This is a genomic window from Streptomyces sp. NPDC090119 (genome assembly GCF_044747085.1).
Lineage (GTDB): Bacteria > Actinomycetota > Actinomycetes > Streptomycetales > Streptomycetaceae > Streptomyces.
The window spans coordinates 820,257-841,563 of the sequence record NZ_JBIVDK010000001.1; the positions used below are offsets into that span (position 1 = coordinate 820,257).

Below are 21,307 nucleotides of genomic sequence, written 5' to 3' on the forward strand. Positions count from 1 at the left end.
AGAGGAGATTTCCCCGTGTCCATCACCGCCCGCCGTATCGCCGTCCCCGCACTCGGCCTCGCCTCCGCCCTCGTCCTGGCCGCCTGCGCCAACCCCACCGACGGCGGCACGGCCGAGGTCGCGGCCGCCAAGGGCACCACCACGAAGATCAACCTCAGCCCCGACCAGCACCGGATCACCACGCCCCAGGTCGCCTCCCTCGCCGCCGAGGTCCCGGAGAAGATCAGGAAGAGAGGCACCCTGGAGATCGTCGACTCCTCCAACTCGGCAGCGCCACTGGGCTTCCACGCCACCGACAACAAGACCGTCATCGGTGTCGAACCCGACCTCGCGTACCTCGTCGCCGGAGTGCTCGGGCTCAAGCCCCACCTCAACACCGTGTCCTGGGAGAACATCTTCGTCGGCCTCGACAGCGCCAAGTACGACGTGGGCTTCAGCAACATCACGGTCACCGAGGAACGCAAGGAGAAGTACGACTTCGCCACCTATCGCGAGGACAACCTCGGGTTCGCGGCGAAGAAGGGCAGCGGCCTGAAGGTCACCGGCCCGGCCGACCTCGCCGGGCGCACCGTCGCCGTCTCCAGCGGCACCAACCAGGAGAAGCTCCTGGTCGAGTGGAGCAAGGAGAACGAGAAGGCGGGCCGTAAGCCGATCCGCATCAAGTACTACCAGGATGAGAGCGACACCTACCTGGCTCTCCGCTCCGGCCGCATCGACCTCTATGTGGGCCCCAACCCCACCGCCGCCTACCACGCGGCGACCACCGGCGAGACCGAGGTCGTCGGCACCTACTCCGGTGCCGGTGCCACCCTCCAGGGCCTCATCGCCGCCACCACCAAGAAGGACAGCGGCCTCGCCAAGCCCCTCGCCGACGCCCTCGACCATGTGATCAAGAACGGCACTTACGCGAAGGTGCTGAAGCGCTGGGGGCTGTCCGACGAGGCCGTGACCAAGTCCGAGATCAACCCGCCCGGCCTGCCCAAGGCCGGGAAGTAGGCGAGGAGGACAGCATGACCCGCGAACTCCATCTCTCCGTCGCCCTCGGCAACGCCGGACCCCGGCCCGCCGCCCACTGGACCGGGCTCGTCCAGCTCGCCGAACTCGGCGCGCTCGACTTCGTCACCCTCGACGACTCCCTCGACCCGGCCGACGCCGACGGCCGCCTCGACGCCGTCGCCGTCCTGGCCCACGCCGCCGCCCGCACCAGCCGCATCGGCCTCGTGCCCACGGTCACCACCACCCACACCGAGCCCTTCCACACCTCCACCGCCCTCGCCACCCTGGACTTCGTCAGCCAGGGGCGCGCGGGCTGGCTGGTCGACGTCTCCACCACCGAGGAAGCGGCCCGCGCCGTCGGCCGCCGCGATCCCGCCCCCGCGCCCGAGCTGTGGGCGGAAGCGGCCGACGCCGCGGAGGTCGCCGCCCGGCTCTGGGACAGCTGGGAGGACGACGCCGAGATACGGGACGCCGACACCGGCCGCTTCATCGACCGCGACAAGCTGCACTACGCCGACTTCGAGGGGCCGCACTTCTCGGTCCGGGGGCCGTCCATCGTGCCCCGGCCACCGCAGGGACGGCCTCCCGTCGCCGTCGTACTCGACGCTCAAGGGCGTGACGGTCGTTGGGAGTTGGCCGCACACCACGCCGAGATCGTGCTGCTGGACGCGGACAGTCCGGCCGCCGCCCGCGAGGCCCACGCCGAGTTGCTGAGGCGCGCCGGCCGGGACGACCTGCGGGTGCTGATACGAGTCGCCGAAAGCCCGTACAGGCTGGCGGAGTTGCTCGCCGACTGGCATGCCGAGGCCGGTACGGACGGCTTCCACCTCGCCCTCACCGACCCCGCGGAGGAACTGCCCGCCGTGATCCACGACGTCGTACCCGCGCTGCGCGCCCGCGGCCTGTTCCGCGCCACCCACGCGGGCCACACCCTGCGCGACCACCTCGGCCTGGCCCGCCCCGACAGCCGTTACGCCGTCCGGACGGGGGCCGCACTGTGAGCGCCGCAACTCCCGCCGGACGCAAGCAGATCCACCTCGCCGCACACTTTCCCGGCGTCAACAGCACCACCGTGTGGCGGGACCCCGACTCCCGCAGCCAGATCGACTTCGCCTCCTTCCAGCACCTGGCCCGCACCGCCGAACGCGGCCGGTTCGACTTCTTCTTCCTCGCCGAGGGGCTGCGGCTGCGCGAACGCAAGGGCCGCATCCATGACTTGGACGTGGTCGGCCGTCCCGAGTCGCTGACGGTGCTGAACGCGCTCGCCGCCGTCACCGAGCACCTCGGACTCGCCGCCACCGTGAACGCCACCTTCAACGAGCCGTACGAACTCGTCCGCAGATTTGCCTCGTTGGACCACCTCTCCGGCGGTCGGGCCGCGTGGAACATCGTCACCTCCTCCGACGCGTTCACCGGGGAGAACTTCCGCCGTGGCGGCTACCTCGACCGCGCAGACCGCTACCTGCGCGCCGAGGAGTTCGTGGAGGTGGCCCGCGCCCTGTGGGACTCCTGGCCCAGCGGCGGCACCCCACGCACCGTGCGGCACAGCGGGCCCCAGTTCGACATCACCGCCCGCGCCACGCTGCCCCATTCGCCCCAGTTGCACCCCGTCCTCATCCAGGCCGGGGACTCCGACGAGGGCCGGGAGTTCGCCGCACGCACCGCCGACATCGTCTTCAGCCGACACAGCACCCTGGAGGCGGGCCGAGCCTTCCACGCCGACGTCAAGGGCCGCCTGGCCCGGTACGGCCGCACCCCTGACCAGCTGAAGATCATGCCCGCCGCGACCGTCGTCCTCGGCGACAGCGAGGCCGACGCGCAGGAACGCGCCGCGCACATCCGGCGTCAGCAGGTCAGCCCGCAGACCGCCATCGCCACGCTGGAGAACGTCTGGGGCCGCGACCTCACCGGCCACGACCCCGACGGCCCCCTCCCGGACGTCGAACCGGTGCCCGACGGCGAACTCGCCCAGGGCTGGGCCCACATGGCCGACCGGTTCGGCATCGCCGCCCGCTGGCGGGCCCTCGCCGAGGAGAAGCACCTCTCCATCCGCGAACTGGCCATCGAACTCACCGCCCGGCAATCCTTCATCGGCACCCCCGGCTCGGTCGCCGCCGCCATGGACGAACGCGTCCGGACCGACGCGGCCGACGGCTTCATCCTCGTACCCCACCTCACCCCCGGCGGTCTTGACGAGTTCGTCGACCGGGTCGTCCCACTGCTCCAGGAACGCGGCGTCCTGCGCACCGAGTACCAGGGCCCCACCCTGCGCGACCACCTCGGCCTCGGCCGCCCCGCACCGCGTCAGGAGAAGTCCGCATGAGGTTCCAGGTCCTCACCATCGGCGGTCACGCGCCGCACCCCCTCACCGGCGAACAGGCCACAGCCGCAGACCGGTTGACCGAGATCGTGGAAACCGGTGTCGCCGCCGAGGAGCTGGGCTTCGACGCCTACGCCATCGGGGAGCGGCACGCCGGACCCTTCCTGTCCTCCAGCCCCACCGTGCTGCTCGGCGCGCTCGCCGCCCGCACCTCCCGCATCCGGCTGCTCACCGGCGTCACGGTCCTCGCCATCCTCGACCCCGTACGGGTCGCCGAGGACTACGCCACCCTCCACCAGCTCTCCCGCGGCCGCCTCGAACTCGTCATCGGCAAGGGCGCCGAAGCCGGCCACTTCGACCTCTTCGGCCTGGACGAGGGCCTCCAGTGGGACTACCAGGCCGAGAAGTACGAGCTGCTGCGCACGCTCTGGCGCGAGGAGGACGTCACCTGGCAGGGCAAGTTCCGCCCGCCCCTGACCGACGTCACCACCCTCCCGCGCCCCTACGAGGGCCGCCCGCCCCGCGTCTGGCACGGCTCCGCGACCAGCCTCAACTCACCCGAGCTGGCCGCCCGGTACGGGGACCCGCTGTTCAGCGCCAACGCCATCCAGCCCCGCGAGGCGTACACCCGGCTCATCGACCACTACCGGGAACGCTTCGCCGCCCACGGCCACGACCCGGCCGACGCCTACGTCGGCGCGGGCTCCGGCGGCCTGTTCATCGCCCGCACCAGCCAGCAGGCCGTCGCCGAGTTCAAGGACTTCTACGAGGCCCGCGTCCGCCAGACGTACAAGCCGCACCTGGCGGGCAAGCCCGGCTACAACACGCCGTTCCGCACCGTCGAGGAGGCCATCGCGGACGGGCCCCACCTCATCGGCAGCCCGCAGCAGGTCATCGACAAGATCCTCGGCTTCCACGCGGCCTACCGCCACGACCTCCAGTCCGTCACCGTCGACGGCTCCGGCCTCGCCCTGCCCCGGCAGCTCGACCAACTCCGTTGGTTCGCCGAGGAGATCGCCCCCGTGGTGCGGACAGAAGCGCCCACCACCCTGTGGCGGCAGGCGTAGGAGGCGTCACATCGAGACACCTCCTGGCCCCCGCCCCACCGAACCCCGCTGAAAGGTCCCCCCATGGCAACCGTCCTGTCCATCTCCGGCAGCCCCTCCGCCACCTCCCGCACCGGCCGTCTGCTGCGCCACCTGGACGAGCGGCTGAGCCGTCAGGGACACCAGGTGGTCCCGCTGGACGTGCGCGGGCTGCCCGCCGAGGCGCTGCTCGGTGCCGATGTGCGCCATCCGGCGATCGCGGCCGCCGCCGAGCTGGTCGACCGGGCCGACGGCGTCGTGATCGGCACCCCCGTGTACAAGGCCGCGTACTCCGGGCTGCTCAAGTCCTTCCTCGACCTTCTCCCGCAGTACGCGCTCACCGGGAAGACGGTGCTGCCGCTCGCCACCGGCGGCACCACGGCCCATGTCCTCGCCATCGACTACGCCCTGCGGCCGGTGCTCAGCTCCATGGGCGCCGCCCATATAGTCCAGGGCTGGTTCACCCTCGACAAGGACATCGTGGTGCGCGAGGACGGCAGCCTCGCCGTCGCTCCCGGTACCGCCGAGGCGCTGGCCCAGATCACCGACCAGTTCTCCGTCGCGCTCGGCGGCCGCACCCTGCTGGCCGCGACCGGGTGAGTGGTCCGGGCCCACATGGTCTCGGCCCACATGGTCTCGGACCACATGGTCTCGGACCATATGGTCTCGGACCATATGGTCTCGGCCCACATGGTCCGGGGCCATATGTTCCACGTCCACACGGCCCGTGTCCGCTCAGCCCTTGCCTGTCAGCTCGCCGGTCAGCCTGCTATGCAGACGGGCGAGGCGCTCATTCAGGCCGTTGATCTCGCCCGTCTTGCCGTATTCGGCGCACCGCGCCTCGACGGCGTCCAGCGCGGCGACGGACGAGGCGTCCCACACGTGGGCGGCCGACATGTCGACCACCACCCGGCCGGGACCGGGGGCGGAGGCGAAACGGTGCGCCAGGCCGCCCACCGAGGCGAAGGACGGGTCGCCCATGGTCGGAACCGTGATGCCCGCCGCCACGATGACCTCGGTCAGCGCGCCGCGCGGCACGAACCGCACCAGCCGCGCCACCCCGAGCGCGCCCAGCACCCCGGCGGCGCCTCCGGGCCGGTCCGGCGAACCTGCGGACCCGCTCCGACCGGGGCATGATGGGGGGACCGACGCCATCCCCGGACCCCGAAGGCGGTGCCGACATGCCCGCAGCCACCCTCGCCGAGGTCGTCCAGAAGGCCGGCTGGAAGGTCATCCCGCTCGACCTCGCCGGAGTCACGGACCAGGCCGGATTCATGGACCGCGCCACCAAGGCCCTCGACCTGCCCGAGTTCGCCGGACGCAACTGGCAAGCGTTCCAGGACGCCTGCGGCGACATCGGCTGGGGCCCCGAGGTGGCCGGCCGTCTGATGGTCGTCATCGGCTGGCGCGACTACGCCAAGGCCCAGCCCGAGCAGTGGGAGAGCGCCCAGCAGGTCCTCGAATCGGTCGCCGGGCGCCAGCAGAAGTACGACTCCACGCTCGCGGTCGTCCTCACCCTCGTCTGATCATCCCTGAGCCGCGCCCGGCGCGGTGGCCTTCCCCGAGGCCGCCGCGCTACGCGCCGACAGTCGCAGCGTGACGGCGGCCACCACCCCCGCGATCAGCCCCCAGGTCAGCGCGGCCGGACCGCCCCCGATACCGCCGACGAGGTACCGCAGCCCCCACTCCGGGCCGCCCCCGACGGTCGCCATCCGCAGCAACTGCCCGGCCGTCAGGGCGACGAGGGTCGCGCAGATCGTACCGACCACCATCGCGGGGACCGTGACCCTGGTGAGCAGGCCGGGCAGCAGCCGGAGCGCCCACCACACCACGGCGAGCACCAGCAGGTCGGGCAGCCGGGCCAGCAGCCACTCGCCGAACGGCATGCCCGCGGGGCCCGACCAACTGCCGAGCAGCAGCCACTCCCGCAGCAGATCACCCGGCTCGGAGAAGAATCCGCCGCCGTAGGGCGCCGTCTGGATCGCGGCGGCGACCGACACGTACGACAGCACCAGCAGCGACAGCGCGATCATCGCCGTGCCGGCCGTGGCCGCCAGTCGCGCGGCCCGCGCCGGCACCTCCTGCCAGGGCAGCGGGCCCGCGTCCCTGGCGATGATCCGCCCCAGAAGTACCGTCGCCCCCGACACGATCAGTCCGACCACCACCACGAGGGGGCGTCCCTCGGTCGTCTCGCCCGCCAGATTCGGCAGGAAGCGATAGCTGCCGTGCCCGTACGCGGCGATCTGCCACGGCGCGGACACCGTCATCGCCAGCATCGCGGCCGCCAGCCCCCAGGCCCACAGCGCGAGCAGCGCGGCCGTCACCCGCCCCGCCACCGGCGGCAGCCACCGCATCAGGAACAGCGCCCCGACGGTGAAGAACCCGAAGAGCGCCCCGAACCGGATCTGCACCGCGGTGTGGAACAGGTCGAGGTAGTGCGTGCCGTCACCGCCCGGCGCGTACTGCAGGGGTTGCGGCGGGTCGTACGCCCACGGGGTGAGCCACCGCTGCAGTTCGGCGACCCCCTCACCGCCGAGCAGATCGGCGCTCCCCGGCAGGTGCAGCGCGTCCGTGCTCGCCCCCGCCCACCACAGTAATGCCGTGAGCAGCAGCCCGCCGACCAGCGCGGGTATCGCCGCACGTCCCCAAGTCATCGTGTATCCCCCGTAGTTGCCGCGTCGGTGCACACCGATCAGGCGGGAGCGTACCCGGTGCTGATCACGTGCGGATCACGGGGAATGATTTCTTCTGATCGAGTCGGACCATTTCCTTTTCCCTCTGGCGCGGAAATCCACCGGCTTTATCGATCGGACGTACGACGCCTCATACCAGAGCGGGACGCAGGCCGGGAGAGTTTGTCAACTGCCCGCCGGACCTACCGCACAGGCAACTACCGTGAATTCCCGTCGGACAACTCAGGGCCCTTTTCCCTTCCCTTTTTCTTTCCGACACCAGGCCCGACGGACCAGTACGAGGACGCAGATGTCTCACCTCCGCGCACCGGCCGCCCGCGCCGACCGCCGAGAGGGCGGCCGACACGGGAGACCGGTCGCCCGACCCGCTCCCGCACTGCCCGAGACACTCCTACGGCCCCAGCTCATGCGGCTCGCCGTACTCCCGCCCGTCGCGGTCGCCCTCGCCGCCACCGCGGCCGTCGTCTTCACCGCCCGCGCGCACACCGGCCTCGCCCTCTGGGCGATGCTCGCCGCCGCCGTCGTGGTAGCCGGGGCCGCGATCGCCGTCGCCGCCGTCGCCGCCGACCGCGCCGCCCGCTCCGTCGGCGACCGCGTCGGCGCGCTGCGCCGCAACGCCGCCCGAGGCGAGGCCGACCTGCGCGCCCTGGTCGACGGGCTACGCCGGGGCGACGCACCCCCGCGCGGCAAACCCCGGCGCAGGCCGCCCGAGGACGCCGACGACTTCGAACTCCTCGCCGCCGACCTGGCCCGCGCGCACGACGGCGCCGTCACCGCCGTCGTCCGCGCGGCCCAACTCTCCAGCCAGGCCGCCAACGAACAGAAACTCGAAGTCTTCGTCAACCTCGCCCGACGGCTCCAGTCCCTGGTGCACCGGGAGATCTCCATCCTCGACGAGCTGGAGAACGAGATCGAGGACCCCGACCTGCTCAAGGGCCTCTTCCACGTCGACCACCTCGCCACCCGCATCCGCCGCCACGCCGAGAACCTCGCCGTGCTCGGCGGCGCCGTCTCCCGGCGCCAGTGGAGCAACCCGGTCGACATGACCGAGGTGCTGCGCTCCGCCATCGCCGAGGTCGAACAGTACTCACGGGTCAAGCTCGTCCCGCCCATCGAGGGCGAACTGCGCGGCCACGCCGTCGCCGACGTCATCCACCTCCTCGCCGAACTCGTCGAGAACGCCACCGTGTTCTCCGCCCCGCAGACCCAAGTCCTGCTCCGCGCAAACCTGGTGACCTCCGGGCTCGCCATCGAGGTCGAGGACCGCGGACTCGGCATGCCGGTCGAGGAACAGCACCGGATGAACGCCCTCCTCTCCGACCCCGACCAGGTCAAGGTCGCCAGCCTCCTGGCCGACGGCCGCATCGGTCTCTACGTCGTCTCCCAACTCGCCCGCCGCCACGGCATCTCGGTGCGCCTCCAGACCAACATCTACGGGGGAGTACAGGCGGTACTGGTCGTGCCGCAGGGCTTGCTGGGGGCTTCGGCGGGGGGCGAGGGGGCGGGGGCTGTGGCGGTGCCCGCTCCGGAGCTGGCTGGTCCTCCGGCCGAGGCGGCTGGGGCGGTGGCAGCTGCACTGAGTGCTCCGGTTCCCGCTCCGGCCACCGGGCGGCATCGGCAGGTGGCTCGGCGGGGGAGCGGGGACGCCGGTGCCGGTACGGGGGCTGCGACGCCGCCTCCGTTGCCCATGCGAGGGGCTCAGGAGCAGCGGGCCAACCCCGCCGAGGCGGTGCCCGGCATCAGCGCCGGGGACCGGGCCGTGGTGGAGGCGCACACAGGTGCGCTGCCGACTCCGCGCGCGGGAGTGGCACCCACGGGTACGGACAGGCCTCAACTGCCCCGCCGCCGCGCCCAGGAGCACATCGTCCCGCAGCTCCGCGGTGGTCCCGCGCCACGTCAGGACAGCGACCTCGTCGTGGGCCACGACCCCGGCCTCATGGCCGCCTTCCAACGCGGCGTCGGCCTCGCGGAGTCCCAGCAGAGCCTGGAGGACGGGGGCGGGAGCGACGGGTACGGGGAGCTGCAGTCTTCCGGTGAAGCCGTGTCCTCGGACACCGCGTACATGGAGGGCACGCATACGGACACCGCGCTCATGGCCGCTGACGACATGGCTGCTGTGCCCATGGAGGCTGACCACATGGGCGCCAGCCACATGGATGCCGGACACCTGGAGGTTGGCCACCTGGAGGCCGACCACGTGGATGCCGACCACATGGCGCCGGGCCACATGGAGGTTGGCCACATGGAGGTCGACCACACGGCACCCGGCCACACCGCGCCCAGCCCCACGGCCCCCGATCACACACAGCCCGGGCCCATGGACAGGAGTTCGCCCCCCGTATGACCCACACCCCCACCAGCCTCACCCTCAGCCCCACCTCCCTCACCACCCCCACCAGCGCTCCCGCAGCCCCCCGAACCCCAAGGAGTCGATCCACCATGGCGAGCGATGCGCCGACCGCCCACGCATCCGACCTCGACTGGCTGCTGAGCGGCCTCGTGCAGCGCGTACCGCACACCAGCAGTGCGGTGCTCCTGTCCTGCGACGGGCTGGTGAAGTCCGTACACGGGCTGGACCCCGACAGCGCCGACCACATGGCCGCGCTCGCCTCCGGCCTGTACTCCCTCGGCCGCAGCGCGGGCGTCCGGTTCGGGGACGGCGGGGAAGTACGCCAGGTCGTGGTCGAACTGGCCTCAACCCTCCTGTTCGTCACAACCGCCGGCTCCGGCACCTGTCTCGCCGTGCTCGCCGGCCGCGAGGCCGACGCCGCCGTGCTCGGCTACGAGATGGCGATGCTGGTCAAGAGCGTGCGCCCGTACCTCGTCACCGCGCCCCGCCAGCCCGCCACCGACCCCACGGCGATGAGGCCGTGAGCGTGGCCGCCGTGGGCGACGAGCCCTGGCTCGACGACGCGGCCGGGCGGCTGGTGCGACCGTTCACGGTCAGCGACGGCCGTACCGAACCCAGTGTCGCCCTGGACCTGATCTCCCAGGTGATGGCCACCGGAGTCACCCCGCTCGGCTACCTCGGCCCCGAGCACGCCCAGGCGCTCGACCTGTCCCGCGCGCCCGTCTCGGTGGCTGAGATGGCCGCGTACCTGAGGCTGCCCGCCGTGGTCACCAAAGTGCTGCTCTCGGACCTCGTCGACTGCGGGGCGCTGACCACCAAGCCACCCGCCTTCCGCCACAACCCCACTGACCGGTCTCTGCTGGAGGCAGTGCTCGATGGACTACGACGACAGCTCTGACCCGTACAGCTCCGACCCGTACAGCCCCGACCCGTTCCCCACCGCGCTCAAGATCCTGGTGGCGGGCGGGTTCGGGGTGGGCAAGACCACCTTCGTGGGCGCGGTCAGCGAGATCGCCCCGCTCAGCACGGAGGAACTGCTCACCACGGTCGGCGCGGCCACCGACAACCTCGACGGCGTCGAGAACAAGGTCGAGACGACCGTCGCCATGGACTTCGGCCGCATCACCCTCGACCCCCGGCACGTCCTCTACCTGTTCGGCACGCCCGGCCAGGAACGGTTCTGGTTCATGTGGGACGAGCTGTCCGAGGGCGCGCTCGGCGCGGTCGTCCTCGCCGACACCCGCCGCCTGGAGGAGTGCTTCCCCGCCGTCGACTTCTTCGAGGAACGCGGCGTCGCCTTCATCGTCGCCGTCAACGAGTTCGACGGCGGCTTCCGCTACGACCCCGACGAGGTGCGCGCCGCCCTCGATCTGAGCCCCGCCGTCCCGGTCGTCCCCTGCGACGCCCGTATCTCCAGCTCCGGCGTACAGACCCTGCTCACCCTCGTGCGCCACCTCCTCGCCCACGTCCCGGCGCCCGCCCCCGCGCAGGGAGCCCCCGTCCAGGGAGTGCGGTCATGATGTACGAGCCGGTCCGCCGGGTCCGGGGTCTGCTGCTCACCCCGGAGGACAAGGAAGCCCCGGCCCGCGCCTCCCGGCTGCGCCGCCTCGGCCTCGGGGAGCGCGCCGAGCCCGCGCTCGACGCCTTCGCCGACCACCTCGCCCAGGTCACCGGCGCGCCGTACGCCATGGTCAACTTCATCGGCGAGCAGCAACAGTTCTTCGCGGGCCTGAGCGCCCCGCCCACCGGCCGCCTCACCCGCACGGACGGGGCCGGCCGGGTGCTGCCCCGCGAACATGGCTTCTGCCCACATGTGGTCGTCCGCCACAAGGCCCTGGTGCTGGAGGACGTCCGCGACTACCCCCGCTTCGCCGGCAACCCGATCGTCGACGACCTCGGCATCCGCTCCTATATGGGCGCCCCACTCATCGACAGCTCCGGCATGGTGCTCGGCACCGTGTGCGCCGCCGACACCCAGCCCCGCAACTGGGGCAGGACCGGGCTTGAGGCCATCAAGGGGATGGCCGCCGAACTCGCCGTACGCATCGAACGGGCCGCCGACGACGGTCTGCCCATCTGAACGAACGTAAATAAGACCGGAGTTGGACGGAGGCCGCCGACGCGTGAAGGAAACCTGTGGCGCCGGTTAAGAAAAGCTCGATGGATTCCGGTCGGCGCATACGGCAGATTGCGGGGTGATTCCACCCCTCGGACCCGGTGCGGACGCCTCGGCGCGCCCGTACGGCCGGGCCTCACCCACAGGAGCCGTAGCGTTGAAGGCGCTGGTCAAGGAGAAGGCGGAGCCCGGTCTCCGGCTCATGGACGTGCCCGAGCCCGAAGTGGGTCCCGGTGACGTGCTCATCAAGGTCATGCGGACCGGTATCTGCGGCACCGACCTGCACATCCGCGCCTGGGACGGCTGGGCGCAGCAGGCGATCCGTACCCCGCTGATCGTCGGCCACGAGTTCGTCGGACAGGTCGTGTCCATGGGCCGCGACGTCACCGACATCCGGGTGGGCGACCGGGTCAGCGGCGAGGGCCACCTGGTGTGCGGCAAGTGCCGCAACTGCCTCGCCGGCCGCCGCCACCTGTGCCGCTCCACAATCGGTCTGGGCGTGGGCCGCGACGGCGCGTTCGCCGAGTACGTGGCGCTGCCCGCGGCCAACGTGTGGGTGCACCGGGTCCCCGTGGACCTGGACATCGCCGCCGTGTTCGACCCGTTCGGCAACGCCGTGCACACCGCGCTGTCCTTCCCGCTGGTCGGCGAGGACGTCCTGATCACCGGCGCGGGCCCGATCGGCCTGATGGCCGCGGCCGTCGCCCGGCACGCGGGCGCCCGCAACGTCGTCGTCACCGACGTCAGCGAGGAGCGCCTCGAACTGGCCCGCAAGATAGGAGTGAGCCTGGCACTGAACGTCTCGCGATCCTCGATCGCGGACGGTCAGCGGGAGCTGGGCCTGCGCGAGGGCTTCGACATCGGCCTGGAGATGTCCGGCCGCCCCGAGGCCATGCGCGACATGATCGCCAACATGACGCACGGCGGCCGCATCGCCATGCTGGGCCTGCCGTCGCAGGAGTTCCCGGTGGACTGGTCCCGGATCGTCACCTCGATGATCACCATCAAGGGCATCTACGGCCGCGAGATGTTCGAGACCTGGTACGCCATGTCGGTCCTCCTGGAGGGCGGCCTCGACCTCGCCCCCGTGATCACCGGCCGGTACGACTACCGCGACTACGAGGCGGCCTTCGAGGACGCGGCCAGCGGCAAGGGCGGCAAGGTCATCCTCGACTGGACCGCGTGATTCCCGGCTCGGTTCGCCTCCGGGGCGCCCGAGCCGGTGTCGGGAGACCGACCGTGCTCAGCCCTTCGGGCCTCCGCGCGCTCGCTCTCCCGACACCGCCGCGCCCCTTCGGCTCACTCGCACTCACACCTCTGTAGGAGCCCCCCTTGTTCGACACCGTCCGCGACGACCTCCGCGCCACCCTCGACGAGATCCGCGCCGCCGGGCTGCACAAGCCCGAGCGGGTCATCGGCACCCCGCAGTCCGCGACCGTCGAGGTCACCGAGGGCGGCCGCCCCGGTGAGGTACTCAACTTCTGCGCCAACAACTACCTGGGCCTCGCCGACCACCCCGAGGTGATCGCCGCCGCCCACGAGGCGCTGGACCGCTGGGGCTACGGCATGGCCTCCGTGCGCTTCATCTGCGGCACCCAGGAGGTGCACAAGGAGCTGGAGGCCCGCCTGTCGGCGTTCCTCGGCCAGGAGGACACGATCCTCTACTCCTCCTGCTTCGACGCCAACGGCGGTGTCTTCGAGACCCTGCTCGGCGCGGAGGACGCCGTCATCTCCGACGCCCTCAACCACGCCTCCATCATCGACGGCATCCGCCTGTCCAAGGCCCGCCGCTTCCGCTACGCCAACCGCGACCTCGCCGACCTGGAGACCCAGCTCAAGGAGGCCACCGCGGGCGGCGCCCGGCGCAAGCTGATCGTCACCGACGGCGTCTTCTCCATGGACGGCTACGTCGCCCCGCTCGCCGAGATCTGCGACCTGGCCGACCGCTACGACGCGATGGTCATGGTCGACGACTCGCACGCCGTCGGCTTCGTCGGCCCCTCCGGCCGCGGCACGCCCGAGCTGCACGGCGTGATGGACCGCGTCGACATCATCACCGGCACCCTCGGCAAGGCCCTCGGCGGCGCCTCCGGCGGCTATGTCGCGGCCCGCGCCGAGATCGTCGCCCTGCTGCGCCAGCGCTCGCGCCCGTACCTGTTCTCCAACACCCTCGCCCCGGTGATCGCCGCCGCCTCCCTGAAGGTCCTCGACCTGCTGGAGTCCGCCGACGACCTGCGGGTGCGGCTCGCCGAGAACACCGCGCTGTTCCGCTCCCGCATGACCGAGGCCGGTTTCGACATCCTCCCCGGCGACCACGCCATCGCCCCGGTGATGATCGGCGACGCGTCCGAGGCGGGCCGCATGGCGGAGCTGCTGCTGGAGCGCGGGGTGTACGTGATCGGCTTCTCGTACCCGGTGGTCCCGCAGGGCAAGGCGCGCATCCGCGTCCAGCTGTCCGCCGCGCACTCCACCGAGGACGTGAACCGCGCCGTGGACGCCTTCATCGCGGCCCGCGCCGAGCTGGCGGGCTGACCTGCGCCGGAACAGGGCGGCCGCCTTGCGATAATGGCGGCATGATCGAGGCGCGGCGGCTCCACATCCTCCGTGCGGTGGCCGACCACCGCACGGTCACGGCGGCGGCCGCCGCGCTCTATCTCACCCCTTCCGCCGTCTCCCAGCAGCTCACCGCGCTGGAGCAGGAGACCGGGCACCGCCTGGTCGACCGGGGCGCGAAGGGCGTACGGCTCACCCCGGCCGGTGAGATCCTGCTCAGCCACACCAACGCCGTGCTGGCCCAGCTGGAGCGGGCCGAGGCGGAACTCGCGGCCTACGGCAAGGGGGAGGCCGGGACGGTCACCGTCGCCGCCTTCGCCACTGGGATCGCCCAGGTCGTCGCACCCGCCCTGGCCCGACTGGGCCGTGCGGCGCCCGGCATAGGCATCCGGGTCCAGGACGCCGAGGGCGACGCGAGCCTCAGGATGCTGCTGGACCGGCAGGTCGACGTGGCGGTGGCCGTCGAGTACCGGGGCGCCCCGCCCGCCGACGACCCCCGGCTCACCCACCTCCCGCTGTACGCCGAGCCGTTCGACGCCGTCGTCCCGGTCGGGCACCGGCTCGCCGACGACGCCGAGATGCCGCTCGCGGAGCTGTCGGAGCTGTCGAAAGACCCGTGGATCGGCCCGTACCCCGGCAACCCCTGCCACGACGTGGTCGTGCTGGCCTGCGAGAGCGCCGGGTTCCAGCCGCGTCTGGAGCACTCCTCCGACGACTTCCGCGCGGTGGTCGCGCTGGCCTCCGCCGACGCGGGCGTGGCCCTCGTACCCCGCTCCGCGTTGCGCGGCATGGATCTCACCGGCGTCGTCGTACGGCCCGTGGACGGCGTGGCCCCGACCCGGCGGGTCTTCGCGGCCGTGCGCCGGGGCGCCGAGGCGCACCCGCTGATCCGGCCGGTGCTGGAGGCGCTGGAGCAGGTCGCCGCCGAGGGCTGAGCCGGGGCCGTTGTCAGTGCCGGGGGTTACGGTGCGTTGCATGCCGGACGCAGAAGACGTACGCCGTATCGCCCTGTCCCTGCCGGACACGACCGAGAAGACGGCCTGGAGCATGCCCACCTTCCGGGTGGCCGGGAAGATGTTCGCCACGCTCCCGGAGGAGGAGACCTCCCTCGCGGTGCGCTGCCCGAAGGAGGAGCGGGACGAACTCGTGCTGGCCGAGCCGGAGAAGTTCTGGATCGCCGACCACGAGGCCCACTTCGCCTGGGTACGGGCGCGGCTCGCCGCGCTGGACGGCGAGGACGAACTCCGGGACATCCTCGCCGACTCCTGGCGCCAGGCGGCACCCATACGGCTGCTGGAGGAGCATCCGGAGCTGGGGGTGCCGCAGGAGCACTAGGCGCTGACCGCGCCCGCTCCCACGAACGCGCCGATCCGTTCCCGCAGGCCACGGGCGTCCAGACCGTGCGCGGCGAGGTGCTCGTCGAGCGTGCCGTACCGGCGCAGCTCGCGGCGCCCGACGCCCAGTCCGAGCACCCGGTGCGGCACGTCGGACAGGGCTTCCGTGGCGGCCCGGGTGGAGGTTCCGGCGAGGTAGGGCTCGACGAGGACCACGTCGGTGCCCGCGGTCCCGGTGGCCCGGCGCAGGGCGGCCGTGTCGAAGGGGCGGACGGTCGTCGCGTAGAGCACGGTCACGTCCAGGCCCTCGGTGGCGGCGAGCACGGGGTCCAGCATCGGACCGACCGCGACGACCACCCCGGCCCGCCCCTCGCGCACGGTGTGGAAGCGGGCGCCGTCGACGGGCAGGGGGAGCCGGTTGCGCTGGAGGGAGAGGCGTACGTACACCTTGTCGTCGCCCGCCGCGACGGCGTGCCTGACCAGGGTCTCGGCCTCGTCCGGGTGGCCCGGTACGTGCACGGACCAGCCGTCCAAGGTGTCCAGGAGGGCGACGTCACCGGGCGACATATGGGTCTGACCGCCGGCCGGCCAGTCGAAGGAGCCGCCCGCGCTGACCAGCACCGCGCCCGTGTCCTGGTGACCGAGATCCAGCTTGACCTGCTCGAACGGGCGCTCCACGAGGAACGCGGCGAAGGTGTGCACGATGGGCCGCATCCCGGTGAGCGACAGCCCGGCGGCGGCGCCCACGAGGAGCTGCTCGCGGATGCCGACGTTGATCAGCCGGTCGGGGTGGCGGCGGGCGGCGTCGGTGAACGCGTCCCGGCCGATCTCGGCGAGAACGACCGCGACCCGCGGATTCTCGTCCAGCAGCCGGGAGGCGACGGCGCCGAACCGGTCACGCATGGTCTCCGTCGCATCCGTGGTCGCGAGGTGCTCGGTGGTCGCGAGGTTCTCGACGGTCTCGATGGTGTCCACGAGGATGAACCTTTCCTGTTCCGGTCAGCGGGCGTTCTTCGGTTCCACCCGGGCGACGACCGCGTGCGGGCGGCCGGGATGCGGGGCGGTGAAGGCTTCGTACAGCGCGGCGTGGTCGCGTCCGTCGACCGTGGCGGTGGACCAGTTCGCGGCCTCGAACCGGGCCGCGATGCCACCGGGCAGGGCGTGGCTGGCGGAGGCGTTGTCCACGACCACTGTGTGCAGCCGGTCCAGTCCGGCCGCCCCGGCGTAGGCGATGGCCTCGTGGTTGCTGCCCTCGTCCAGCTCGGCGTCCCCGATCAGCACCCACACGGCCGGGTCCGTGAGCCCCTGCGCCCGCAGCCCGAGCGCGCTGCCGACGGCGAGCGGCAGCCCATGCCCGAGCGAGCCGCTGCCGATCTCGGCCCCCGGCACGAGCACGCGGTCCGGGTGGTGCCCGAGCGGCGAGTCGTACGCCCCGAAGCCGGGCAGCCACTCCTCCGGCACGAACCCCCTCGCCGCGAGGACGGCGTAGTACGCCATCGGACCGTGCCCCTTGCTCAGCAGGAACCGGTCCCGGTCCGGCGCCTCGGCCCGCTCGGGGGTGACGTCGAGCACCCGGTCGTAGAGCACCCACAGCACGTCGAGCGTGGAGGTGGCGGCGAAATCATGCTTCTCGTCGCCGGTCATCCGGCTCATCAGCCGGGGCAGATCGTCGTAGCCGTGGTCCGCTGTGATCGTCATGCCGACGATCCTGCAACCTCAAGCCCGCTTGAGGTCAACAGTGAGCGGTGCGCGAGCACCGACCCGAGTGCGGTAGAGTTTCCCTGCGCGTTTCGACCAGGGAAACCCCAGGTCAAACAGCATCGGGACGTGGCGCAGCTTGGTAGCGCACTTGACTGGGGGTCAAGGGGTCGCAGGTTCAAATCCTGTCGTCCCGACTCGAGAGAGTCGCAGATCAGGGCCGGTTTCGGAGAAATCCGAAACCGGCCTTTGATCATTTCAGGGGGGGGCGTGCACATCGTGACGGCGGACAGGAAGCGGAAGCTGCTCGGACGGCTCATCTGGGCCGGTATCACCCTCGGCCTGTTCGGCGTGCTGCTCTTCCTGATCGATCTCCTGCTCCATCGCTGACATCGCGCGCAGTGTGGCCTCTTCCTGCCGGGGTAACCGGACCCGGGAATCCGACCCACCGAACCTAAAGAGGCGTCAGTTGTCCGCATCGTTGGTAGAGACTCTCGACATCAAGGCCCCGGTTTCCGTCGCGTGGGCGCTCTGGAGCAACGTGACGAAGTGGCCGGACTTCCTGAGCCACGTTCGCAGTGTGCGGAAGGTGGACGACCGGCGCTTCGTCTGGCAGCTCAAGCTTCCCGGAGCCGACAAGGAGTTCGTCGCGGAGCTGACCGAAGTCGTACCGGGAGAGCGCATCGCCTGGCGCACGGTCGACGGAGTCGATCACGCCGGAGTGGTCACCTTCCATCACCTGAGTGAGACGACCAGCCGCGTCACCCTGCAGATCGAGTACGACCCGCAGGGTTTTGTCGAGCACCTCGGCGCCCTCACCAACCTGGACTCCGCGCTGGCCAACTATGACCTCGGGGAATTCCAGAAGCTGGCCGAAACGGCCGCGGCGGCCTGACGAGTGGGCCTCAGGGCATGGCGTCGACCGCGGATGCCTGCCCTGAGCCGCCCGCGACCGGCGCCGACTCCGCGGAGAACGCTCCGCGTGATCAACACCTGTTGCCCGAACTCGCTTGCTGCCATGGTGTGTCGATGAACACGACACCGGACGGCCGTCCGATCCCACCCCCGCACGCCGACGAGCGCGGGACGCTCGAAGCGTGGCTGGACTTTCATCGTGCGACTCTGGCCCTGAAGTGTTCGGGCCTCAAGGACGATCAGCTACGGCTTGCCGCGGTGCCGGCCTCGTCGGTGACGCTGCTCGGTCTCGTGCAGCACCTGGCGGAGGTGGAACGCAACTGGTTCCAGCGCGTCTTCGCGGGCCAGGAGATGCCGCCCGTCTTCGGGGAGGGCAACGTCGACGGCTACGCCCTCCAGCCCGACCGAGGGCTCGACGAGGCGACGGCCGCCTGGCAGGCCGAGATCGCCCGCGGCCGTGCGCTGATCGCCGACGCCTCGCTGGACGATTCCGGTCGGCTGCCCGAACAGGAGGCGGGTTCGATCGGCGATCAGTGGGTCTCGCTGCGCTGGATCATGGTGCACATGATCGAGGAGTACGCACGGCACAACGGTCACGCCGATCTCATCCGTGAGCAGATAGACGGAGTCACCGGCGCCTGAGAAAGGCCCCCGCGGCATGGCGGCCCCGCGCCGCTACGCCGCCATCCCGCGGTTGTAGGACGTACCGGTGGTCGGGTGCTGGGCCTGGGGGTACAGGGCGGACACCGTGTGCCTGATCTTCTTGCGCAGGGCGGTCGGGCGTATCCCGTGGGTCTCGTTGTGCGCCTCCTGCAGGGCGCGGCGGCGATCGGTCTCGTCGATCGCGCGCAGCATCGAGGGCGTCATCCGGTCCGCGTACATGTGCACCTCGCCGCTGACGTTGCGCGCCGCGCGGCCGATCATCTGGATCAGCGCCGTGTCGGAGCGGAAGATCCCGTCCTTGTCGGCGTCCAGGATCGCGACCAGCGAGACCTCCGGGAGGTCGAGCCCCTCGCGCAGGAGGTTGATGCCGACGAGCACGTCGTACTCGCCCCGGCGCAAGTCGGCCAGCAGCTCCACGCGGCGCATGGTCGTCACGCCGGAGTGCAGGTAGCGGACGCGGACTCCCCGGGTGTCGAAGTAGTCGGTCAGCTCCTCCGACATCCGCTTGGTCAGCGTCGTCACCAGCGTCCGCTCGCCGCGGGCGGACCGCTCGCGGATCTCCTCGAGCAGGTCCTCCATCTGCCCGGCGGTCGGCTTCACCGTCACCCGCGGATCGACCAGCCCGGTCGGCCGGATGATCTGCTCGACGACCGCGCCCCGTGCGGCGGTCAGCTCGAACCGGCCCGGGGTCGCGGACAGGTAGACCCGCTGCGGGCAGCGCGCGGCGAACTCCGGCCAGGTCAGCGGACGGTTGTCCAGCGCGGACGGCAGCCGGAAGCCGTGCTCGACCAGCGTGCTCTTGCGCGCGGCGTCGCCGTGGCTCATGCCGGACAGCTGCGGCACCGTCACGTGCGACTCGTCGATGACGACGAGCATGTCGTCGGGGAAGTAGTCCAGCAGCGTGGACGGAGGCGCGCCGGGGGAGCGGCCGTCCAGGTGCCGGGAGTAGTTCTCCATGCCGGAGGCGACCTTGGTGTGCCGGATCAGCTCGATGTCGTACTCCGTACGCGTCTGGAGCCGGTCCGCCTCCAGCAGTCGTCCGCCCCGGCGCAGCTCCGCGACCCGCTGCGTCAGCTCGGCCTGGATCGACTCCGCCGCCGCGCGCATCCGCTCGGGTCCGGCGAAGTAGTGGGTGGCGGGGAAGACGCGGGTGCGGTCGATGACCTCGCGTACCTCGCCGGTCTCCGTGTCGGCGATGGTGAGCCGTTCGATGGTGTCGCCGAACATCTCCACCCGCAGCATCGTGTGCTCGTAGGCGGGGTGGATGTCGATGGTGTCGCCGCGCACGCGGAAGGTGCCCGAGGCCGGTTCGGCTTCGGTGCGCGTGTACTGGATGTCCACCAGCGCCGCGAGCAGTTCCTCGCGGTCGAGCGTGTCGCCCACCGCGAGCTGGAAGGAGCGGTCGAGGTAGGACTGGGGCGTGCCGAGGCCGTAGATGCACGACACGGACGCCACGACGATCACGTCACGACGGCTCAGCAGCGACCAGGTCGCCGAATGGCGCAGCCGGTCGACCTCCTTGTTGGACACCGATTCCTTGGCGAAGTAGGTGTCCGTGCTCGGGGCGTACGACTCGGGCCGGTAGTGGTCGTAGAAGGAGACGAAGTACTCCACCGCGTTGTGCGGGAAGAGCTCGCGCAGCTCGTTGGCGAGCTGTCCGGCGAGCGTCTTGTTCGGGGCGAGTACGAGGGTGGGCCGCTGCAGCTTCTCGATGAGCCAGGCGGTCGTCGCGGACTTGCCGGTGCCGGTGGCACCCAGCAGGACCACGTCGCGCTCCCCGGCGCGGACGTGCTTCTCCAGCTCGGCGATCGCCTTCGGCTGGTCCCCGGACGGGGTGTGGCGGGACACCACCTCGAACGGGCGGCCGGACCGTATGACCTGGTCGGCGGTGTGCTCGGCGAGGGTGATGCGCCGGTTCTCGGACGGGAATGCCATGAGGTTCGCTCCTGAACTCGATGTAACCGCACAGAAGCGGACAAAAGACTATAAGATTCTGTCCATTTTGCGTGTAACGCCCAATCTTGTCAATGTCTAATAGCTTGACGGTTGACTTATGTGGTATAGGGCACGCATCGGCGCTGAGTGGCTTCTTCTTCCACTCCGTGACCGGCAGACCGCCGGGTCGTCAGGCGGTCCGGGGTGCGCGCCGGTGCCGCCGCTGCTCGAGTTCCCGCTCGTCGACGAGTTCGAGGAGGGGCTTGCCCGGCTCGCAGACCAGGGTGGCCAGGAAGCGGAGGGGGACGTCCGTACGGTGGTTCGCGTCCTGGTAGTGGATCACGTCGCCGCCCGGCTCCCAGAAGGCTTCACCGGCGCGGATCACTCGCGGCGGCTGTCCTTCGAGTTCGTACAGCATCTCGCCCTCGATCACATAGCCGAAGACGGGGCCGGAGTGCCGGTGGGGAGGGGTGCCGGGGTCTCCGGGAGGGAATTCGACCCGTGCGGTGACGACGCGGGCGCCGTCGGGGAAGGCGGGAGGCTCCGCTTCGCCGACCACGGTCACGGCGGTCTTCCACGCCTCGGACCGGTGTCCCTGCGCGGGCTCGTCGTTCTGGGGCATCGCACTACCTCTGTCCGGGTTTCCGGG

23 protein-coding genes and 1 tRNA gene are annotated in these 21,307 nt (G+C 71.3%); 18 read left to right on the plus strand and 6 right to left on the minus strand.

What is annotated here, in order from left to right; translation table 11 throughout:
* The first annotated feature begins 21 nt into the window (after positions 1–21).
* The 5 genes from ACIPPM_RS03660 (at position 22) to ssuE (ending at position 5,001) form a co-directional block, all read left to right on the plus strand.
* Positions 22–996 (plus strand): ABC transporter substrate-binding protein, encoded by a 975-nt coding sequence (locus ACIPPM_RS03660; protein WP_401444170.1) that lies wholly within the window; start codon positions 22–24, stop codon positions 994–996.
* A 14-nt stretch (positions 997–1,010) separates the two neighbouring features.
* Positions 1,011–1,997 (plus strand): LLM class flavin-dependent oxidoreductase, encoded by a 987-nt coding sequence (locus ACIPPM_RS03665; protein WP_401442465.1) that lies wholly within the window; start codon positions 1,011–1,013, stop codon positions 1,995–1,997.
* The gene (locus tag ACIPPM_RS03670) at positions 1,994–3,319 is read left to right on the plus strand and encodes an NtaA/DmoA family FMN-dependent monooxygenase (protein WP_401442468.1); all 1,326 of its coding nucleotides are present in this window, start codon (positions 1,994–1,996) and stop codon (positions 3,317–3,319) included. The genes ACIPPM_RS03665 and ACIPPM_RS03670 overlap by 4 nt, the downstream gene beginning before the upstream one ends.
* A complete protein-coding gene (locus tag ACIPPM_RS03675; protein ID WP_401442471.1) occupies positions 3,316–4,383 on the plus strand; it encodes an LLM class flavin-dependent oxidoreductase in 1,068 nt (355 codons plus the stop codon). The genes ACIPPM_RS03670 and ACIPPM_RS03675 overlap by 4 nt, the downstream gene beginning before the upstream one ends.
* Before the next feature lie 63 nt (positions 4,384–4,446).
* Complete coding sequence (ssuE, locus tag ACIPPM_RS03680; protein WP_389001673.1) at positions 4,447–5,001, plus strand: NADPH-dependent FMN reductase; 555 nt, start codon at positions 4,447–4,449, stop codon at positions 4,999–5,001.
* Positions 5,002–5,136: 135 nt separating this feature from the next.
* Here the strand turns inward: ssuE and ACIPPM_RS03685 are convergent, their stop codons facing one another.
* The gene (locus ACIPPM_RS03685) at positions 5,137–5,478 is read right to left on the minus strand and encodes an STAS domain-containing protein (protein ID WP_401442475.1); all 342 of its coding nucleotides are present in this window, start codon (positions 5,476–5,478) and stop codon (positions 5,137–5,139) included.
* A 104-nt stretch (positions 5,479–5,582) separates the two neighbouring features.
* On the opposite strand from ACIPPM_RS03685, the gene ACIPPM_RS03690 reads away from it, so the two are divergent.
* On the plus strand, positions 5,583–5,927 hold the full coding sequence (locus ACIPPM_RS03690; protein WP_393591657.1) for a barstar family protein: 345 nt from the start codon (positions 5,583–5,585) through the stop codon (positions 5,925–5,927).
* Here the strand turns inward: ACIPPM_RS03690 and ACIPPM_RS03695 are convergent, their stop codons facing one another.
* Positions 5,928–7,055, minus strand: coding sequence for a hypothetical protein (locus tag ACIPPM_RS03695; RefSeq protein ID WP_401442478.1), 1,128 nt, complete (start codon positions 7,053–7,055; stop codon positions 5,928–5,930). It lies immediately after the preceding gene.
* A 328-nt stretch (positions 7,056–7,383) separates the two neighbouring features.
* Between ACIPPM_RS03695 and ACIPPM_RS03700 the strand changes: the two genes are divergently transcribed.
* The 9 genes from ACIPPM_RS03700 to ACIPPM_RS03740 all read left to right on the plus strand — a co-directional run bounded on the left by ACIPPM_RS03700 (position 7,384) and on the right by ACIPPM_RS03740 (position 15,448).
* The gene (locus ACIPPM_RS03700; RefSeq protein WP_401442480.1) at positions 7,384–9,438 is read left to right on the plus strand and encodes a sensor histidine kinase; all 2,055 of its coding nucleotides are present in this window, start codon (positions 7,384–7,386) and stop codon (positions 9,436–9,438) included.
* A 95-nt stretch (positions 9,439–9,533) separates the two neighbouring features.
* A complete protein-coding gene (locus ACIPPM_RS03705) occupies positions 9,534–9,968 on the plus strand; it encodes a roadblock/LC7 domain-containing protein (RefSeq protein WP_393591652.1) in 435 nt (144 codons plus the stop codon).
* Between the two features lie 2 nt (positions 9,969–9,970).
* A complete protein-coding gene (locus tag ACIPPM_RS03710) occupies positions 9,971–10,342 on the plus strand; it encodes a DUF742 domain-containing protein (protein ID WP_393911974.1) in 372 nt (123 codons plus the stop codon).
* Entirely contained in the window at positions 10,320–10,964 is a 645-nt protein-coding gene (locus ACIPPM_RS03715) for a GTP-binding protein (protein ID WP_401442482.1), read from the plus strand. The genes ACIPPM_RS03710 and ACIPPM_RS03715 overlap by 23 nt, the downstream gene beginning before the upstream one ends.
* Positions 10,961–11,524 (plus strand): GAF domain-containing protein, encoded by a 564-nt coding sequence (locus tag ACIPPM_RS03720; RefSeq protein WP_401442484.1) that lies wholly within the window; start codon positions 10,961–10,963, stop codon positions 11,522–11,524. The genes ACIPPM_RS03715 and ACIPPM_RS03720 overlap by 4 nt, the downstream gene beginning before the upstream one ends.
* Before the next feature lie 193 nt (positions 11,525–11,717).
* Entirely contained in the window at positions 11,718–12,746 is a 1,029-nt protein-coding gene (gene tdh / locus ACIPPM_RS03725) for an L-threonine 3-dehydrogenase (protein WP_393591646.1), read from the plus strand.
* 146 nt (positions 12,747–12,892) lie between these two features.
* Positions 12,893–14,092: a glycine C-acetyltransferase gene (locus tag ACIPPM_RS03730; protein ID WP_401442486.1), complete on the plus strand. Its 1,200-nt coding sequence runs from the start codon at positions 12,893–12,895 to the stop codon at positions 14,090–14,092.
* Between the two features lie 41 nt (positions 14,093–14,133).
* Positions 14,134–15,048, plus strand: coding sequence for a LysR substrate-binding domain-containing protein (locus ACIPPM_RS03735; RefSeq protein ID WP_401442489.1), 915 nt, complete (start codon positions 14,134–14,136; stop codon positions 15,046–15,048).
* Positions 15,049–15,088: 40 nt separating this feature from the next.
* On the plus strand, positions 15,089–15,448 hold the full coding sequence (locus ACIPPM_RS03740; protein WP_401442491.1) for an MmcQ/YjbR family DNA-binding protein: 360 nt from the start codon (positions 15,089–15,091) through the stop codon (positions 15,446–15,448).
* Here ACIPPM_RS03740 and ACIPPM_RS03745 read toward each other — a convergent pair.
* Positions 15,445–16,350: a transketolase family protein gene (locus ACIPPM_RS03745; protein ID WP_401444173.1), complete on the minus strand. Its 906-nt coding sequence runs from the start codon at positions 16,348–16,350 to the stop codon at positions 15,445–15,447. The two genes, ACIPPM_RS03740 and ACIPPM_RS03745, sit on opposite strands and share 4 nt — an antisense overlap.
* Before the next feature lie 96 nt (positions 16,351–16,446).
* Entirely contained in the window at positions 16,447–17,145 is a 699-nt protein-coding gene (locus ACIPPM_RS03750) for a transketolase (RefSeq protein ID WP_401442494.1), read from the minus strand.
* 123 nt (positions 17,146–17,268) lie between these two features.
* On the opposite strand from ACIPPM_RS03750, the gene ACIPPM_RS03755 reads away from it, so the two are divergent.
* The 3 genes from ACIPPM_RS03755 (at position 17,269) to ACIPPM_RS03765 (ending at position 18,702) form a co-directional block, all read left to right on the plus strand.
* Positions 17,269–17,342, plus strand: a tRNA-Pro gene (locus ACIPPM_RS03755).
* A gap of 272 nt (positions 17,343–17,614) precedes the next feature.
* Positions 17,615–18,040 carry an SRPBCC family protein gene (locus ACIPPM_RS03760; RefSeq protein ID WP_401442497.1) on the plus strand — a complete coding sequence of 142 codons (426 nt, stop codon included), beginning with the start codon at positions 17,615–17,617 and terminating at the stop codon, positions 18,038–18,040.
* A gap of 134 nt (positions 18,041–18,174) precedes the next feature.
* Complete coding sequence (locus ACIPPM_RS03765) at positions 18,175–18,702, plus strand: DinB family protein (protein WP_401442498.1); 528 nt, start codon at positions 18,175–18,177, stop codon at positions 18,700–18,702.
* Positions 18,703–18,735: 33 nt separating this feature from the next.
* Here ACIPPM_RS03765 and uvrB read toward each other — a convergent pair whose 3' ends face one another.
* Together uvrB and ACIPPM_RS03775 are read right to left on the minus strand one after the other, a co-directional pair.
* Entirely contained in the window at positions 18,736–20,658 is a 1,923-nt protein-coding gene (gene uvrB / locus ACIPPM_RS03770) for an excinuclease ABC subunit UvrB (RefSeq protein WP_401442501.1), read from the minus strand.
* Positions 20,659–20,848: 190 nt separating this feature from the next.
* Positions 20,849–21,280 carry a cupin domain-containing protein gene (locus tag ACIPPM_RS03775; RefSeq protein WP_401442504.1) on the minus strand — a complete coding sequence of 144 codons (432 nt, stop codon included), beginning with the start codon at positions 21,278–21,280 and terminating at the stop codon, positions 20,849–20,851.
* Positions 21,281–21,307: the final 27 nt, after the last annotated feature.